At 57.8% G+C, this 15,361-nt stretch carries 13 protein-coding genes; 9 read left to right on the top strand and 4 right to left on the bottom strand.

Annotation, left to right across the window (positions count from 1 at the left end):
* Positions 1–38: 38 nt before the first annotated feature.
* Positions 39–1,670: a Na+/H+ antiporter gene (locus H7698_RS09585; RefSeq protein ID WP_194691229.1), complete on the top strand. Its 1,632-nt coding sequence runs from the start codon at positions 39–41 to the stop codon at positions 1,668–1,670.
* 8 nt (positions 1,671–1,678) lie between these two features.
* Here the strand turns inward: H7698_RS09585 and H7698_RS09580 are convergent, their stop codons facing one another.
* From H7698_RS09580 to map, 4 genes are all read right to left on the bottom strand, one after another.
* Positions 1,679–2,407, bottom strand: a complete 729-nt coding sequence (locus H7698_RS09580; protein ID WP_194691228.1) for a peptidase M12 — start codon at positions 2,405–2,407, stop codon at positions 1,679–1,681.
* Positions 2,408–2,572: 165 nt separating this feature from the next.
* A complete protein-coding gene (gene dapC / locus H7698_RS09575) occupies positions 2,573–3,772 on the bottom strand; it encodes a succinyldiaminopimelate transaminase (protein WP_162440137.1) in 1,200 nt (399 codons plus the stop codon).
* 157 nt (positions 3,773–3,929) lie between these two features.
* Positions 3,930–6,632 carry a [protein-PII] uridylyltransferase gene (locus H7698_RS09570; RefSeq protein ID WP_162440138.1) on the bottom strand — a complete coding sequence of 901 codons (2,703 nt, stop codon included), beginning with the start codon at positions 6,630–6,632 and terminating at the stop codon, positions 3,930–3,932.
* A gap of 58 nt (positions 6,633–6,690) precedes the next feature.
* The gene (map, locus tag H7698_RS09565) at positions 6,691–7,473 is read right to left on the bottom strand and encodes a type I methionyl aminopeptidase (protein ID WP_162440139.1); all 783 of its coding nucleotides are present in this window, start codon (positions 7,471–7,473) and stop codon (positions 6,691–6,693) included.
* A gap of 373 nt (positions 7,474–7,846) precedes the next feature.
* Here map and rpsB point away from each other — a divergent pair, with 373 nt between their 5' ends.
* From rpsB to rseP, 8 genes are all read left to right on the top strand, one after another.
* Entirely contained in the window at positions 7,847–8,584 is a 738-nt protein-coding gene (gene rpsB / locus H7698_RS09560; protein WP_003219330.1) for a 30S ribosomal protein S2, read from the top strand.
* Positions 8,585–8,775: 191 nt separating this feature from the next.
* The gene (gene tsf / locus H7698_RS09555; protein WP_162440140.1) at positions 8,776–9,639 is read left to right on the top strand and encodes a translation elongation factor Ts; all 864 of its coding nucleotides are present in this window, start codon (positions 8,776–8,778) and stop codon (positions 9,637–9,639) included.
* A 211-nt stretch (positions 9,640–9,850) separates the two neighbouring features.
* Complete coding sequence (gene pyrH, locus H7698_RS09550) at positions 9,851–10,594, top strand: UMP kinase (protein WP_003172271.1); 744 nt, start codon at positions 9,851–9,853, stop codon at positions 10,592–10,594.
* Complete coding sequence (gene frr / locus H7698_RS09545) at positions 10,591–11,148, top strand: ribosome recycling factor (protein WP_131059158.1); 558 nt, start codon at positions 10,591–10,593, stop codon at positions 11,146–11,148. The genes pyrH and frr overlap by 4 nt, the downstream gene beginning before the upstream one ends.
* Positions 11,149–11,161: 13 nt before the next feature.
* Positions 11,162–11,917: a polyprenyl diphosphate synthase gene (uppS, locus tag H7698_RS09540; protein ID WP_194691227.1), complete on the top strand. Its 756-nt coding sequence runs from the start codon at positions 11,162–11,164 to the stop codon at positions 11,915–11,917.
* The gene (locus H7698_RS09535; protein ID WP_194691226.1) at positions 11,917–12,723 is read left to right on the top strand and encodes a phosphatidate cytidylyltransferase; all 807 of its coding nucleotides are present in this window, start codon (positions 11,917–11,919) and stop codon (positions 12,721–12,723) included. The genes uppS and H7698_RS09535 overlap by 1 nt, the downstream gene beginning before the upstream one ends.
* Positions 12,720–13,910 (top strand): 1-deoxy-D-xylulose-5-phosphate reductoisomerase, encoded by a 1,191-nt coding sequence (gene ispC, locus H7698_RS09530; RefSeq protein ID WP_162440143.1) that lies wholly within the window; start codon positions 12,720–12,722, stop codon positions 13,908–13,910. The genes H7698_RS09535 and ispC overlap by 4 nt, the downstream gene beginning before the upstream one ends.
* 56 nt (positions 13,911–13,966) lie before the next feature.
* Positions 13,967–15,319 (top strand): sigma E protease regulator RseP, encoded by a 1,353-nt coding sequence (rseP, locus tag H7698_RS09525; RefSeq protein ID WP_162440144.1) that lies wholly within the window; start codon positions 13,967–13,969, stop codon positions 15,317–15,319.
* The last annotated feature ends 42 nt before the right edge of the window (positions 15,320–15,361 follow it).

Genomic DNA, 15,361 nt, shown 5'->3' with positions numbered 1-15,361 from the left:
GCACTTCAATGCTGTCGAATGTCCGGGAACCCCGTTTTATGCAAACCGCCTATACCGTCCTGATTCTGCTGATGCTGGTGAGCGTTTCACGCCTGGTGGGGCGAGTCATCCCGCTGCCGTTACCGCTGGTGCAAATTGGCGCTGGAGCCCTGCTGGCCTGGCCGACACTGGGTTTGCATGTGGCGCTGGATCCTGAATTGTTTCTATTTTTGTTTTTGCCGCCGCTGCTGTTCTCGGACGGCTGGCGCATGCCCAAGCGTGAACTGTGGCGGCTGCGCGGGCCGATCCTGATGCTGGCCGTGGGACTGGTGCTGTTTACCGTCGTGGGCGCCGGATATTTCATTCATTGGCTGTTGCCGAGCATTCCGCTGCCGGTGGCATTCGCATTGGCGGCGGTGCTGTCACCGACAGATGCCGTGGCGGTGTCGGCGATTTCCCGTAATCGCCTGCCAACGCCGTTGATGCACATGCTGCAGGGTGAAGCGCTGATGAACGACGCCTCGGGTCTGGTGACGTTCAAGTTTGCCCTGGTCGCAGCAGTGACCGGCGTTTTCTCGTTGGCCAATGCAAGCCTGACGTTTGTTCTGGTGGCGATCGGTGGGCTGGCCGTCGGCGTGGCGCTAAGTTGGCTGGTGGGGCGTTTGCGGTCCTGGATGATTGCTCGCGGCTGGGACGACCCGGCAACGCATGTGGTGTTCATGTTGTTGCTGCCGTTTGCGGCTTACGTACTTGCTGAACGACTGGGGGCGTCGGGCATCCTGTCGGCCGTCGCGGCAGGGATGATGCAGAGCTGGCTCGACCTGTTGCCTCGGCAGACCAGCACTCGGCTGCTTAATCGTAGTGTCTGGTCATTACTGGAGTTCGCCTTCAACGGCTTGATCTTTTTGCTGTTGGGCTTGCAGTTGCCAGACATCATCAAGGCGGTGGCCAGCCATGAGACATCGTTGTGGCCAACCCTGCTTTATCGCTGCCTGGACGTCGTGGCGATATTTCTGGTGCTGCTGGTGTTGCGGTTTGTCTGGGTGCAGAGCACGTGGCGCTTTTCCGGACTGCTGCGTCGCTGGCGCGGTAAGGATGAAATGACCCAAGTGCCTACCGCCCGATCCTGCTGGTTGCTGACCGTTGGCGGAGTAAGAGGGGCGGTGACACTGGCGGGTGTGCTGTCGGTGCCAATGTTGATGGGGGGAGAGGCTTTTCCTGAGCGTGATTTGCTGATTTTCATCGCTGCCGGGGTGATTTTGCTGTCGTTGGTTGCCGCCTGCATCGCGTTGCCGCTTTTGCTGCGCGGCATTGAAGCCAGCCCTGACGACAAACGGCGCAGTGAAGTGCGTGACGCGTGGCGCAAAACGGCTGAAGCCGCGATTCAGGCGCTCGAGTCAGAGGAGGTCAATCCCCAGGATGCTGCCGAAACAGCGTTGGCGGCTGAATTGAGGGCGCGGATCATGTCCGAGTACCGGCATCAATTGGACGTGTTCAACGATTCGGCAGAAGCTCAGGCACTAGCATTCCAGATGGATTTGCTGGAGCGACGCATGAGATTGAAGGCGCTGCGAGCGCAGCGCCTGGAGTTGTACAAACTCAGCCGTCACCACCAGATTGGTGATGATGTATTGCGTGAGGTGCTTGGGGAACTGGACCTGAGTGAAGCAAACTTGGGGCAAATTAAATAATGAGCTGGTTAGAGGCGGGGATATATCGTTCTTATATTGATCTTGTCTTGTTCGCTGATTACCAGATTGTTACCTACTTGCCAGTCTCCGTAGGTGAGTTCGTTCGGAATGCTGTAGTGCATGATCGATTGTTTATCGTAGGTTCCTGTGTGAGTGCGCGGGTCTTTGCTGACGTTGAATAGATTGATATCAACGTCTGTTTTGCTCCAGCCCTGAGTGTCGCGGTAGAAGTCATAGACCTTTTCCTTGTTCCAGGGAATTCTGGCATGGGGGTGCAGATGTTCGTGCTCCAAACCCAGTACGTGACCAAACTCATGCAGTAATGTGCGCTCAAAAGACCAATGGTCCGGTTTCGATGCGACGAGCAGAGTGGGTTGATCGGGAGGTGCTATCAAGGCATCAGTACCCAGGTAGGATTCATTGTGCTTTCCACCCAGGTAAAGCCGGATGTCGGCTGGGCGATTCTTTACAAAATCGAGCGCGAGGCTATGGTGTGGGTCCCACTGTCTGATGATTCTTTCAACTCGATACTCCAGTTCGTCAGGTAGCGTTTCCATGAAGGAAACGGTCAGGGTTCGGCCATTGTCCCAAAACTTGCTGTAGGTGCCGACAGCGCGTTTGCTTCGCTTGCCGGGTGACGTGGGTTCGGCATTGTTGGGCGTTTCTTTTATCGCCATGTCATATGACGCTAGTGTACTAAGCGGTTGTATTAATTTAACGAACTGTTCGCTGTGCATAAGTTACATCCTTGTCAATTAAAACAGTCTGCCTCGTTCCAGAAGGCATGATCTTATGAAGTCAAAGTTCAGGATAGTATTGATGCGGGTAGAGGGGTGGGTGGTGTTGTAAGCTGATATTGAAGAAAGTCCCGTGTCTGCATTGCACAGCACGGGACGTGTTATTTATTGTTGGCCGGTAATGAATGCACGAATGCGCATTGCTGCCTCGACACATTCTGCCAGCGGCGCTACAAGTGCCAGGCGCACTCGGCCTGCACCTGGATTGAAACCGTCTACCTCGCGGGACAGATAAGACCCGGGCACCACGGTCACATGCTCTTCGCGGAACAGGTCGCGGCAAAACGCTTCGTCATCACCTTCAACATTTGGCCACAGGTAAAAACCACCATCGGGGCGCTGCACGTCCATGACAGGGCTCAGAATTTCCAGCACAGCGTCGTACTTCTCGCGATAGAGGTCACGGTTGGCGCGTACATGCGCTTCGTCATTCCACGCGGCAATACTGGCAAGTTGGGTCTGAACCGGCATCGCGCAGCCGTGGTAGGTGCGATACAACAGGAAGCCTTTGAGAATGTCCGCATCACCGGCCACGAAGCCCGAACGCAGGCCCGGCAGGTTGGAGCGCTTGGACAGGCTGTGGAACACCACGCAGCGTTTGAAGTCCTTGCGCCCCAGCTCCACACACGCACTGAGCAGGCCAGCCGGTGGGGTTTGCTCGTCGAAGTACAGTTCGCTGTAGCACTCGTCCGCGGCAATTATGAAATCGTATTCGTCAGCCAGGGCGATGAGTTTTTTCAGGGTGTCGACCGGAATCAACGCTCCTGTCGGGTTGCCTGGGGAGCACAGGAACAGGATCTGGCAGCGTTTCCAGATGTCCGGGGATACCGCCTCGAAATCCGGGTTGAAACCGTTTTCGTCAAGGCAGGGCAAATAGTGTGGCTTGGCTCCGGCGAGAAACGCCGCGCCTTCGTAGATCTGATAGAACGGGTTCGGACTGACGACCAGGGCGTCTTCGCCACGGTTGACGACGGTTTGCGTGAAGGCAAACAGCGCCTCCCGGGTACCGTTGACCGGCAACACGTTGCGTGCCGGGTCGAGCCAGCCAGTCGGCACGCTGAAGCGACGCTCGCACCAGGCCGTGATGGCTTCACGCAAAGCCGGTATGCCGAGGGTTGTCGGGTATACGGCCATCTGATCCAGATTGCTTGCCAAAGCCTCGGCGACGAAGCTCGGAGAACGGTGCTTGGGCTCGCCAATGGACAGGGCGATGGCGCGCTTGTCCGGGTTTGGCGTAACGCTGCCGAGCAGGGCGCGGAGCTTTTCGAAAGGGTAAGGCTGGAGCTGGTTCAGTGCGTTGTTCATGCTGGTCTCGTTCAATCCGGAAGTGACCCCTGCGGCGAGGGGATTTATCCCCGCTGGGCTGCGAAGCGGCCCTGAAAACTTTACGACTGCTTCGCAGCCGAACGGGGATAAATCCCCTCGCCACAGGGGGGCACTCCCACAGGGGGAATAGGTATTTTCAGATGCTGATGCGCGACAGTTTGATATCGGATTCCTGATTGACGGTCAGTTGTTCCACGATTGCATCCTGCAAGCGGCTGCACAGCAACGGATCCGACAACGGCTGGTTGTTCGCGTCCGTGATAAAGAACACGTCTTCCACGCGCTCCCCCAGGGTGGCGATCTTGGCGTTCTGCAGGGACAGGTCGAATTCCAGAAAGATCGTACCGATCCGTGCCAACAGGCCAGGACGGTCCGGCGCGCTGAGTTCCAGCACCGTCACCGGACGCTGGGCATCGTTATGAATCGTCACCTGAGGCGCAAACGCAAAGTGCTTCAGTTGTCGCGGCACCCGTCGCTGGATGATGGTCGGGTAGTCGTCCGGGTTGCGCAGGGCTTCGGTCAGGCCTTCGCGAATCTGTTTGACCCGTGCAGGATTGTCGCCGATCGAGTCGCCATCAGTGTCAAGCACGATGTAGGTGTCGAGGGTGAACTGGCTGCTGGAGGTAATGACTCGGGCGTCATGAATGTTCAGGTTGAGCTGGTCCATCGCTGCCACGGTCACGGCGAAGAAGTCGTGCTGGTCCGGTGCATAAATGAAGATCTGCGTGCCGCCCTCGAATTCGCGCTGGGTGGTTTCCTTGATCAGTACGAGTGGCCCGCCATCAGCCGGCTGCTGGAGGATCGCGTCACTGTGCCAGGCAACATCGCCGGCAGTGTGGCGCAGAAAATAGTCGTCACCCAATTGTGCCCACAGCTGTTCGACATCGTCCGGATCGGTGCCGCCGCGGACCAGAATATCCAGGGCGGCGCTTTGGGTCTGGCGGATCTGCTCTTCGCGATCCACCGGGTTTTCCAGGCCACGGCGCAAGGCGCGCTTGGTTTCGGTGTAGAGCTGGCGCAACAGGCTCGCGCGCCAGGAGTTCCACAGCGTCGGATTAGTGGCGTTGATGTCCGCAACGGTCAACACGTACAGGTAATCCAGGTGGGTTTCATCACCGATGATCTGGGCGAAGTCGTGGATCACTTGCGGGTCGGACAAGTCCTTGCGCTGGGCGGTTGTCGACATCACCAGATGGTTCTGCACCAGCCAGACGATGAGCCGGCTGTCCCACAACGGCAACTGATGGCGCTGGCAAAAGGCCTCGGCATCCACCGCGCCGATTTCGGAGTGGTCGCCATGGCGGCCTTTGCCAATATCGTGGTACAGCCCGGCCAGGTAGATCAGCTCTGGTTTTGGCAGCTTGCCCATGAGTTTGCTGGCCAGCGGGAATTTTTCAGACACCTGCGTGTACTGCAATTTACGCAGGTGTTTGATGAGATTCAGGGTGTGGGCGTCGACCGTATAGATGTGAAACAGGTCGTGCTGCATCTGCCCGACAATGAAGCCGAACTCTGGTAGATAACGCCCGAGGATGCCGTAACGGTTCATCCGGCGCAGGTTGCGATGAATGCCGATCTTGCATTTGAACAGCTCGATAAACAGGCTGGTGTTGCGGATGTCGTTACGGAAATCGTCATCGATCAGGTGGCGGTGTTCACGCAGCAGACGAATGGTGTCTGCACGCACGCCTTTGATTTCCGGCTGCTGGGCCATCAGCACGAAGATTTCCAGCATCGCGAAGGGGGTGCGGCGGAAAACGTTGTCGTTGCGGGCCTCGATGTAGCCGTCGTGCAGTTGGAACCGCGAGTTGATCGGCTGCGGTGGCGCTTCGTCTTCCGGTGCGAGGATGACTTCCTCGAAGTGCTGGATGATCAGGTCGCTGAGCTGGGCAATGCTCATCACCACCCGATAATACTGCTGCATGAAGTTTTCAATGGCTTGCTTGGCGTCATCGCCCTCGAAACCCAGCAACCCGGCAATGGAGCGCTGGTGATCGAACAGCAGGCGGTCCTCGGAGCGACCCGCGAGCATGTGCAGGGCGTAACGGACTTTCCACAAGAACTCCTGGGAAGAAGCCAGCAAGGCGTTTTCGCTTTCAACCAGAAAACCCTCGCCTGCCAGTGCGCGCAGGTTCAAGGTGCCGTATTCGCGGCGGGCGACCCAGAGAATCGTCTGAATATCGCGCAAGCCGCCGGGGGAGCCTTTGACGTTGGGTTCCAGGTTGTATTCGGTATCGTTGTACTTGTGGTGGCGGGCTTTTTGCTCGGCGCGTTTGGCCAGGAAAAAGTCCTTGCTCGGCCACATGTGCGCGGTGCTGGTGACGTCCAGCATGCGCTGGCGCAATCGCTCGGGACCGCAGATCGTGCGGCTTTCCATCAGGTTGGTGACCACCGTCAGGTCGGCGCGGGCCTCGACGGCGCACTCGTCGACTGATCGAACGCTCTGGCCGACTTCCAGGCCGATGTCCCACAGCAGCGTCAGGAATCGCTCGATGGAGTCACGGAAAACTTCGTGGTCGGCGCTGTCTAGCAGGATCAGCAGGTCGATGTCGGAATAGGGGTGAAGCTCTCCCCGGCCGTAGCCGCCGACCGCAATTAGCGCGATGTCGGCGTCTTCGCTCCAGTTGAACTGTTCCCAGGCCTTTTGCAGGATGTTATCGACGAACCAGGCGCGATCCTCGATCAGCCGGCGAATGTCCCGGCCGCTGCGAAAGCGCCCGTCGAGTACCTCGCGGGCTTGGCGGATCGCCTTCTTGAAGGCGGCGATAGGGCTTGCCTTCAGGGCCAGTTCAGCCTGGAACTGGCCGCGGTCGAAGAGTTCTGGATCCACCTGCGGCATTGATTGGCTTTCCTGTTTGTAAGACTAAGCGCTAAGGCTGAGCGCGATGCGGCCCTTATTAAGCCGAAACGCGCGGGATGGTGTCATCGGCGCGCAGGGTGAAAATCTCGTAACCGGTTTCGGTCACCGCCAGGGTGTGTTCCCACTGGGCCGAAAGCTTGCGGTCCTTGGTGATCGCGGTCCAGCCGTCGCCCAACACTTTGGTGTCGGCCTTGCCCTGGTTGATCATCGGTTCGATGGTGAAGGTCATGCCGGCTTTCAGCTCCATGCCGGTGCCCGCGCGGCCGTAGTGCAGAATCTGCGGTTCTTCGTGGAACACCTTGCCGATGCCGTGGCCGCAGAACTCGCGGACCACCGAAAAGCCATTCTTCTCGGCATGCTTCTGTATCACTTCGCCGATATCCCCGAGACGGCAGCCAGGCTTGACGATTTCAATGGCCTTGTACATGCATTCCTGGGTGATCTGCGACAGGCGCTCGGCCCAGAGGGGGACCGTGCCGACGTGGAACATGCGGCTGGTGTCGCCGTGGTAGCCGTCCTTGATCACGGTGACGTCGATGTTAAGCGTGTCGCCATCCTTGAGCGGTTTCTCGTTCGGGATCCCGTGGCAGACCACGTGATTGATCGAGGTGCAGATAGACTTCGGATAGCCTTTATAGTTGAGCGGGGCAGGGATGGCTTGCTGCACATTGACGATGTAGTCGTGGCAGATGCGGTCCAGCTCTTCGGTCGTGACACCCGGCTTGACATGTTCGGCAATCATTTCGAGCACGTCGGCGGCCAGTTTGCCGGCGACACGCATCTTTGCGATGTCCTCTGGGGTCTTGAGGGTGACGGTCATACAGGCTCTCTCTGCGCTCGACGGCGCTTAACTAATTCGGAATGGGCGGTGCGCGATCAATCTTCGCAGCCCTTAAAAACGCGATTCTAACAGACGACCAGCGCATATCTGAGCCTCTGTGCATCGCATCTGTCTATAGATGGGCGCATTCTTGAGCGATTCCAAGGGGCGAATAAAGGCGTGCGTCAGGATTTGAGAATCCGGGTTCCGTTTTTTGCAACCTTATGATATAAAATGCGCCGCTTTCCGGGGATACCCCGAAGAGCTTAAATCCACACACGTGTCGACACGATGACCTGGGTGCCTTCAGCTGATGCTGCTGGTTGGTCATTGGGATACGTGGAGGCCAAACCCGACTTATTAAGGAACTATCATGTCCCAAGTCAACATGCGCGATATGCTGAAGGCCGGTGTGCACTTCGGTCACCAAACCCGTTACTGGAACCCGAAAATGGGTAAATACATTTTCGGCGCGCGTAACAAGATCCACATCATCAACCTTGAAAAAACCCTGCCAATGTTCAACGAAGCTCTGACTTTCGTAGAGCGTCTGGCCCAGGGCAAAAACAAGATTCTGTTCGTCGGCACCAAGCGTTCCGCTGGCAAGATCGTTGCTGAAGAAGCAGCACGTTGCGGTTCGCCGTACGTCGATCACCGCTGGTTGGGCGGCATGCTGACCAACTTCAAAACCATCCGTGCTTCCATCAAGCGTCTGCGTGACCTTGAAGTGCAAGCCGAAGACGGTACTTTCGCCAAGCTGACCAAGAAAGAAGCGCTGATGCGCACTCGCGATCTTGAGAAGCTCGATCGTTCCCTGGGTGGTATCAAGGACATGGGCGGTCTGCCAGACGCACTGTTCGTTATCGACGTTGATCACGAGCGCATCGCGATCACCGAAGCCAACAAGCTGGGCATCCCGGTTATCGGCGTAGTCGATACCAACAGCAGCCCGGAAGGCGTTGACTACATCATCCCAGGCAACGATGACGCAATCCGCGCTATCCAGCTGTACATGGGTTCGATGGCTGACGCTGTAATCCGTGGTCGCAACCACGTTGCTGGCGGCACCGAGCAGTTCGTTGAAGAAGCTCCGGTAGCTGCAGCTGAGTAATTGACGCCTTGGCGTTGACTCAGTAAGCAAAAAGGGGGCTTGGCCCCCTTTTTGCCACCTCGAAAACCATCTGTCAGCGGCGCAGCTACAGCATTTGTAACGTGCAGCAGCTAACACGGTGGTTCGGGAAGAATTGAACGCCCGTTCGATCGGGTGGAATGGTTGAAAACCTATCCAAGAGGAATTTTGAAATGGCAGAGATTACTGCAGCGTTGGTCAAAGAACTGCGCGAGCGTACCGGCGAAGGCATGATGGATTGCAAAAAGGCCTTGACCAAGGCTGGCGGCGACATCGAGAAAGCCATTGATGACATGCGTGCTTCGGGCGCCATCAAAGCTGCCAAGAAAGCTGGCAACGTTGCCGCTGAAGGCGCAATCGCACTTAAAGAAGACGGCAAATCGGCCGTTCTGCTGGAAGTGAACTCGCAGACCGACTTCCTGGCTTTGCAGGACGATTTCAAGGCATTTGTTGCTTCCAGCGTTGAAAAAGCGTTCGCTGACAAGCTGACTGACGTCGCTCCGCTGATCGCCGCTCAAGAAGCCGATCGTCTGGTTCTGGTCGGCAAGGTTGGCGAAAACGTCAACATCCGTCGTCTGGCACGCGTCGAAGGTGACGTTGTTGGTGGTTACCTGCACGGCAACAAGATCGGTGTTGTGGTTGCCCTTAAAGGCGGCAGCGTCGAGCTGGCCAAAGACATCGCCATGCACGTAGCGGCGACCAACCCTGAATTCCTGCTGCCATCGGAAGTTTCCGCTGAAGCGGTCGAGCGTGAGAAGGGCGTGTTCCTGACCCTCAACGCTGACAAGATCGCCGGCAAGCCGGAAAACATCGTTGAAAACATGGTTAAAGGTCGTATCAGCAAGTTCCTGGCTGAAGCGAGCCTGGTTGAGCAGGCGTTCGTCAAGAACCCTGAAATCAAGGTTGGCGAACTGGCCAAGAAAGCCGGTGCTGAAATCGTTTCCTTCACCTACTTCAAAGTAGGCGAAGGCATCGAGAAGCCGGTCGACAACTTCGCTGAAGAAGTTGCTGCCCAGCTGGCTGCCGCCAAGCAATAAGACAGTTTTTAACTGTCGCCCTGAAGAGGCTGCCCGCTCACGCGCGCAGCCTCTTTTCAGATGGGGCACCAATTTTTTATTGGTTTCCCTTTGGAACTGGCTTACAAAGCCATGTTCCGATGGCGCTGAAGCAGCGCCACGCTAGAGTGAACGCCAGCTGAAAACAGCTCGCAAAGAATTTTTTTAAAATACGCCGCAGGAGAGATTCGCAATGGCTCAGCAGGGCAGTGGTTATCAGGCTCGCTATAAACGCATTCTACTCAAGCTTAGCGGCGAGGCCTTGATGGGCTCGGAAGAGTTCGGGATTGATCCCAAGGTGCTGGACCGCATGGCGCTGGAAGTTGGCCAACTGGTCGGCATCGGCGTCCAGGTCGGTCTGGTAATTGGCGGCGGCAACCTGTTCCGCGGTGCAGCGCTGAGCGCGGCCGGCATGGATCGGGTCACCGGCGACCACATGGGCATGCTGGCCACTGTGATGAACGCCCTGGCCATGCGCGACGCGCTGGAACGTGCCAATATCTCGGCCATCGTAATGTCGGCCATCTCCATGGTAGGCGTGACCGATCACTACGATCGTCGCAAAGCCATGCGCCATCTGAACGCCAAAGAAGTCGTCATTTTTGCGGCAGGTACCGGTAATCCGTTCTTCACCACGGATTCGGCAGCGTGCTTGCGTGCTATCGAAATCGATGCTGATGTCGTGCTCAAGGCGACCAAGGTCGATGGCGTCTACACCGCTGACCCATTCAAAGATCCGCATGCCGAGAAGTTCGATCATCTGACCTACGATGAAGTGCTGGATCGCAAGCTGGGCGTGATGGATTTGACAGCGATTTGCCTGTGCCGCGACCACAAGATGCCGCTGCGCGTATTTAATATGAACAAGCCCGGCGCCCTGCTGAACATCGTGCATGGCGGAGCTGAAGGGACCCTGATCGAGGAAGGCCAACAATGATCAACGAAATCAAGAAAGACGCTCAAGAGCGCATGCAGAAATCCCTGGACTCTCTGAACCATGCATTTGGTCAGATTCGTACCGGCAAGGCTCACCCAAGCATTCTGGGTAGCGTGATGGTCCCGTACTACGGTGCAGACACTTCCATCACCCAAGTAGCCAACATTACGGTAAAAGACTCCCGGACCCTTCAGGTCGTGGCGTTTGAGCGCAACATGCTCGCGGCGGTCGACAAGGCAATCCAGAGCGCCGGTTTGAACCTCAATCCGACCAACCTGGGTGAGTTGCTGTTGATCTCCATGCCTGCCCTGACTGAAGAAACCCGTAAGGGCTTCACCAAGCAGGCCCGCAGCGCCGCAGAAGATGCTCGTGTTGCTGTGCGCAACATTCGTCGCGATGCGCTTGGCGATCTCAAGAAACTGGTCAAGGACAAGGAAATCAGCGAAGACGAAGAACGTCGTGCTGCTGCCGATATCCAGAAGCTCACCGATAAGGCTGAGGCTGATATCGACGCGGCGACCAAGCAGAAAGAAGCGGACCTGATGGCCGTATAAGGGTCACGTTTTCATGGAAAAGACTAAGCAGACTGCACCCTTCGCGGTGCCGCGCCATGTCGCGATTATCATGGATGGTAATAACCGCTGGGCGAAAAAACGCTTTTTGCCCGGTGTCGCCGGGCATAAAGCGGGTGTTGACGCGGTTCGTGCGGTGATTGAGGTGTGTGCCGAGGCGAAGGTCGAGGTTCTGACCCTGTTCGCCTTCTCCAGCGAGAACTGGCAGCGCCCTGCAGATGAGGTCAGCGCCTTGATGGAGTTATTCTTCAAGGCGTTGCGTCGCGAGGCCAAGCGCCTCAACGACAACAACATCAGTTTGCGCATCATTGGTGACCGCTCGCGCTTCCATCCAGAGCTTCAGGCCGCCATGCGCGAGGCTGAAGCGATGACGGTGGGCGGCAACCGGCTCGTTCTGCAAATCGCTGCCAACTACGGTGGCCAGTGGGATATCGCCCAAGCGGCGCAGCGTCTGGCGCGTGAAGTTCAGGCAGGTCATCTGCGTCCGGAAGACATTACGCCGGATCTGCTGCAGACCTGTTTGGCTACAGGCGATCAGCCGATGCCTGACTTGTGCATTCGTACGGGTGGCGAACATCGCATCAGTAACTTCCTGCTGTGGCAGCTGGCGTACGCTGAGCTGTACTTCTCCGACCTGTTCTGGCCGGACTTCAAACACGACGCCATGCGCAAAGCGCTGGCCGATTTCGCTTCGCGCCAGCGCCGCTTCGGTAAAACGAGCGAGCAGGTTGAAGCTGGAGCCCGGGCTTAATGCTTAAACAACGAATCATCACAGCACTGATCCTGCTTCCTATTGCCCTGTGCGGCTTCTTCCTCCTTGAAGGTTCCGGTTTTGCGCTGTTTATCGGCCTGGTCGTGACTTTGGGCGCGTGGGAATGGGCTCGGCTGGCGGGCTTCGAGGAGCAGCCGATTCGCGTTGCCTATGCGGCGGTCGTCGCGGTGATGCTGTTCTTTATGCACATATTGCCCGGGCTGGCGCCATGGGTGTTGGGCGCTTCGGTGCTGTGGTGGGGGGTTGCGACCTACCTGGTGCTGACGTATCCACGTTCCAGCGGCCATTGGGCCAGTGCAGCCAGCAAGCTGGTGATCGGCTTGCTGGTGCTGTTGCCGGCTTGGCAAGGCTTGATCCTGATCAAACAGGAGCCTTTGGGGAACTGGCTGATCATGGCGGTCATGGTGTTGGTCTGGGGTGCTGATATCGGTGCCTATTTCTCCGGGCGTGCCTTTGGTAAGCGCAAGCTGGCACCACAGGTCAGCCCTGGCAAGAGTTGGGAAGGTGTCTACGGCGGCCTGGCGCTCAGCCTGGTGATTACCGCCATCGTCGGTCTTGTTCGCGACTGGACGGTGGCGGAGCTGCTCAAAGGCTTGGTGGGTGCCGCTGTGATCGTGTTTATCTCTGTCGTGGGTGACCTGACCGAGAGCATGTTCAAGCGCCAGTCCGGGATCAAGGACAGCAGTAACCTGCTGCCCGGTCACGGGGGTGTACTGGATCGCATCGACAGTCTGACCGCGGCTATTCCATTGTTTGCGGTGTTGTTGTGGATGGCGGCACCGTGAGCCGCCCACAACTGATTACTGTCCTGGGCGCGACGGGTTCGATTGGTCTGAGCACGCTCGACGTCATTGCCCGTCATCCTGATCGATTCCAGGTGTTTGCCTTGAGCGGGTTCACTCGTTTGAGTGAGTTGCTGGCGCTGTGTATCAAGCATTCACCTCGGTTTGCCGTGGTGCCTGAGGTCGCTGCAGCTCGCACTCTGCAGGATGATCTTCGTGCTGCTGGCCTGTCGACACGCGTGCTGGTCGGCGAGGAAGGCTTGTGTCAGGTGGCCTCCGATCCAGAAGTGGACGCGGTCATGGCTGCAATCGTCGGTGCCGCGGGGTTGCGTCCGACCCTGGCGGCGGTCGAAGCCGGCAAGAAAATCCTGCTGGCCAATAAAGAAGCACTGGTGATGTCCGGTGCTCTGTTCATGCAGGCTGTGCGCAAGAGCGGGTCGGTGCTGTTGCCGATCGACAGCGAGCACAATGCGATCTTCCAGTGCATGCCGCGAGATTTCGCTCGTGGCCTGGGGCAGGTAGGTGTTCGTCGGATTTTGCTGACAGCGTCGGGCGGACCGTTCCGCCAGACGCCGCTCGCCGAATTGGTCCACGTCACGCCGGAACAAGCCTGCGCCCATCCTAACTGGTCCATGGGTCGCAAGATTTCCGTGGATTCGGCCAGCATGATGAACAAGGGGCTCGAGCTGATCGAAGCCTGCTGGTTGTTCGACGCCAAGCCGTCCCAGGTAGAAGTGGTGATTCACTCGCAGAGCGTGATTCATTCGTTGGTCGATTACATCGATGGGTCGGTACTGGCGCAGTTGGGCAATCCTGATATGCGCACGCCGATCGCCAACGCGCTGGCCTGGCCGGAGCGCATCGACTCGGGCGTGGCGCCGCTGGATCTGTTTGCCATTGGACGCCTGGATTTTCAGGCGCCCGATGAAGAGCGTTTCCCGTGCCTGCGCCTTGCGCGTCAGGCGGCAGAGGCGGGCGATAGTGCGCCAGCCATGCTGAACGCGGCGAATGAAGTGGCTGTCGCGGCGTTTCTCGATGGGCGGGTTCGTTACCTGGAAATCGCGAGTATCATCGAAGAAGTCTTGAATCTGGAACCTGTCGTTGCGGTGAATGATCTCGAGGCAGTGTTCACGGCAGACGCCAAGGCGCGTGTGCTGTCAGAACAATGGTTGAGTCGTCACGGGCGGTAGCAAGTGTTGCTTTACGCGGGTCCATGCAGCACTGAACAGGAATGCGGAGAAAGTAAATGAGCGCGCTCTATATGATTGTCGGCACCCTGGTAGCGTTGGGTGTGCTGGTCACCTTCCACGAGTTCGGCCATTTCTGGGTCGCGCGTCGTTGTGGCGTAAAAGTGCTGCGTTTCTCCGTAGGCTTCGGTATGCCGCTGCTGCGCTGGCACGATAAGCAGGGTACGGAATTTGTGGTTGCCGCCATTCCCCTGGGTGGCTACGTCAAGATGCTGGATGAGCGCGAAGGCGAAGTGCCAGCCGATCAGCTCGATCAATCCTTCAATCGCAAAACCGTACGCCAGCGCATCGCTATTGTCTCTGCGGGCCCGATAGCCAACTTCTTGTTGGCGATGTTTTTTTTCTGGGTGCTTGCCATGCTGGGCAGCGACCAGGTGCGCCCGGTCATCGGTGGCGTCGAGTCGGGGAGCATCGCCGCCAAGGCGGGTCTGGCCGCAGGTCAGGAAATTGTTGCCATTGATGGCGAGCCGACTTCCGGTTGGGCCGCGGTCAATCTGCAATTGGTGCGCCGACTGGGGGAAAGTGGTTCGCTGCAGTTACTGGTCCGCGACCAGGGCTCCACGGCTGATTCGCCTCGTGAGCTCGTGCTGGATAAGTGGCTGAAGGGTGCCGATGAGCCTGATCCGATTCGCTCGTTGGGTATTCGTCCGTGGCGTCCAGCGTTGCCGCCGGTATTGGCAGAAATCGACCCGAAAGGCCCGGCACAGGCCGCTGGCCTGAAGACTGGCGATCGATTGCTGGCCCTTGACGGCAAATCGTTCGATGACTGGCAGCAAGTGGTTGATACCGTTCGCTTGCGTCCTGATGCCAAAATCCTGCTGCGCGTCGAGCGCGACGGTGCTCAAATCGACGTCCCTGTTACTCTCGCGGCTCGCGGCGAGAGCAAGGCGCCGAGCGGCTACCTCGGGGCGGGGGTGAAGGCTGTCGATTGGCCACCAGAGATGATCCGTGAAGTCAGTTTCGGTCCTCTGGCCGCGATTGGGGAGGGAGCTCGACGCACCTGGACCATGAGCGTACTGACCCTCGATTCGCTAAAGAAAATGTTGTTCGGTGAGCTCTCGGTAAAAAACTTGAGTGGACCGATAACCATTGCTAAAGTGGCGGGCGCTTCTGCCCAGTCGGGCGTCGCTGATTTCCTGAATTTCCTTGCTTATCTGAGTATTAGCCTGGGTGTTCTGAATTTGTTGCCCATTCCGGTACTGGATGGGGGGCATTTGTTGTTTTATCTGATCGAGTGGGCGCGTGGTCGCCCCCTTTCGGATCGGGTGCAGGGTTGGGGGATACAGATCGGCATCAGTTTGGTGGTCGGGGTGATGTTGCTCGCTCTGGTCAATGATTTGGGTCGTCTGTAACACTTCGCTGAATTGCGAATCTGCCGCATTTTGCGGCAGTTT

The organism is Pseudomonas sp. p50(2008), assembly GCF_015351605.1.
GTDB lineage: Bacteria > Pseudomonadota > Gammaproteobacteria > Pseudomonadales > Pseudomonadaceae > Aquipseudomonas.
The sequence above is the reverse complement of the archived record's forward strand: the minus strand, read 5'-3'. Positions and strand labels throughout refer to the sequence as shown.

Bases quoted from the DNA above. Each gene is read 5' to 3' on its own strand.
- H7698_RS09585 (WP_194691229.1), top strand. From the start codon at position 39: ATGCAAACCGCCTATACCGTCCTGATTCTGCTGATGCTGGTGAGCGTT.
- H7698_RS09580 (WP_194691228.1), bottom strand. From the start codon at position 2,407: ATGCACAGCGAACAGTTCGTTAAATTAATACAACCGCTTAGTACACTA.
- dapC (WP_162440137.1), bottom strand. From the start codon at position 3,772: ATGAACAACGCACTGAACCAGCTCCAGCCTTACCCTTTCGAAAAGCTC.
- H7698_RS09570 (WP_162440138.1), bottom strand. From the start codon at position 6,632: ATGCCGCAGGTGGATCCAGAACTCTTCGACCGCGGCCAGTTCCAGGCT.
- map (WP_162440139.1), bottom strand. From the start codon at position 7,473: ATGACCGTCACCCTCAAGACCCCAGAGGACATCGCAAAGATGCGTGTC.
- rpsB (WP_003219330.1), top strand. From the start codon at position 7,847: ATGTCCCAAGTCAACATGCGCGATATGCTGAAGGCCGGTGTGCACTTC.
- tsf (WP_162440140.1), top strand. From the start codon at position 8,776: ATGGCAGAGATTACTGCAGCGTTGGTCAAAGAACTGCGCGAGCGTACC.
- pyrH (WP_003172271.1), top strand. From the start codon at position 9,851: ATGGCTCAGCAGGGCAGTGGTTATCAGGCTCGCTATAAACGCATTCTA.
- frr (WP_131059158.1), top strand. From the start codon at position 10,591: ATGATCAACGAAATCAAGAAAGACGCTCAAGAGCGCATGCAGAAATCC.
- uppS (WP_194691227.1), top strand. From the start codon at position 11,162: ATGGAAAAGACTAAGCAGACTGCACCCTTCGCGGTGCCGCGCCATGTC.
- H7698_RS09535 (WP_194691226.1), top strand. From the start codon at position 11,917: ATGCTTAAACAACGAATCATCACAGCACTGATCCTGCTTCCTATTGCC.
- rseP (WP_162440144.1), top strand. From the start codon at position 13,967: ATGAGCGCGCTCTATATGATTGTCGGCACCCTGGTAGCGTTGGGTGTG.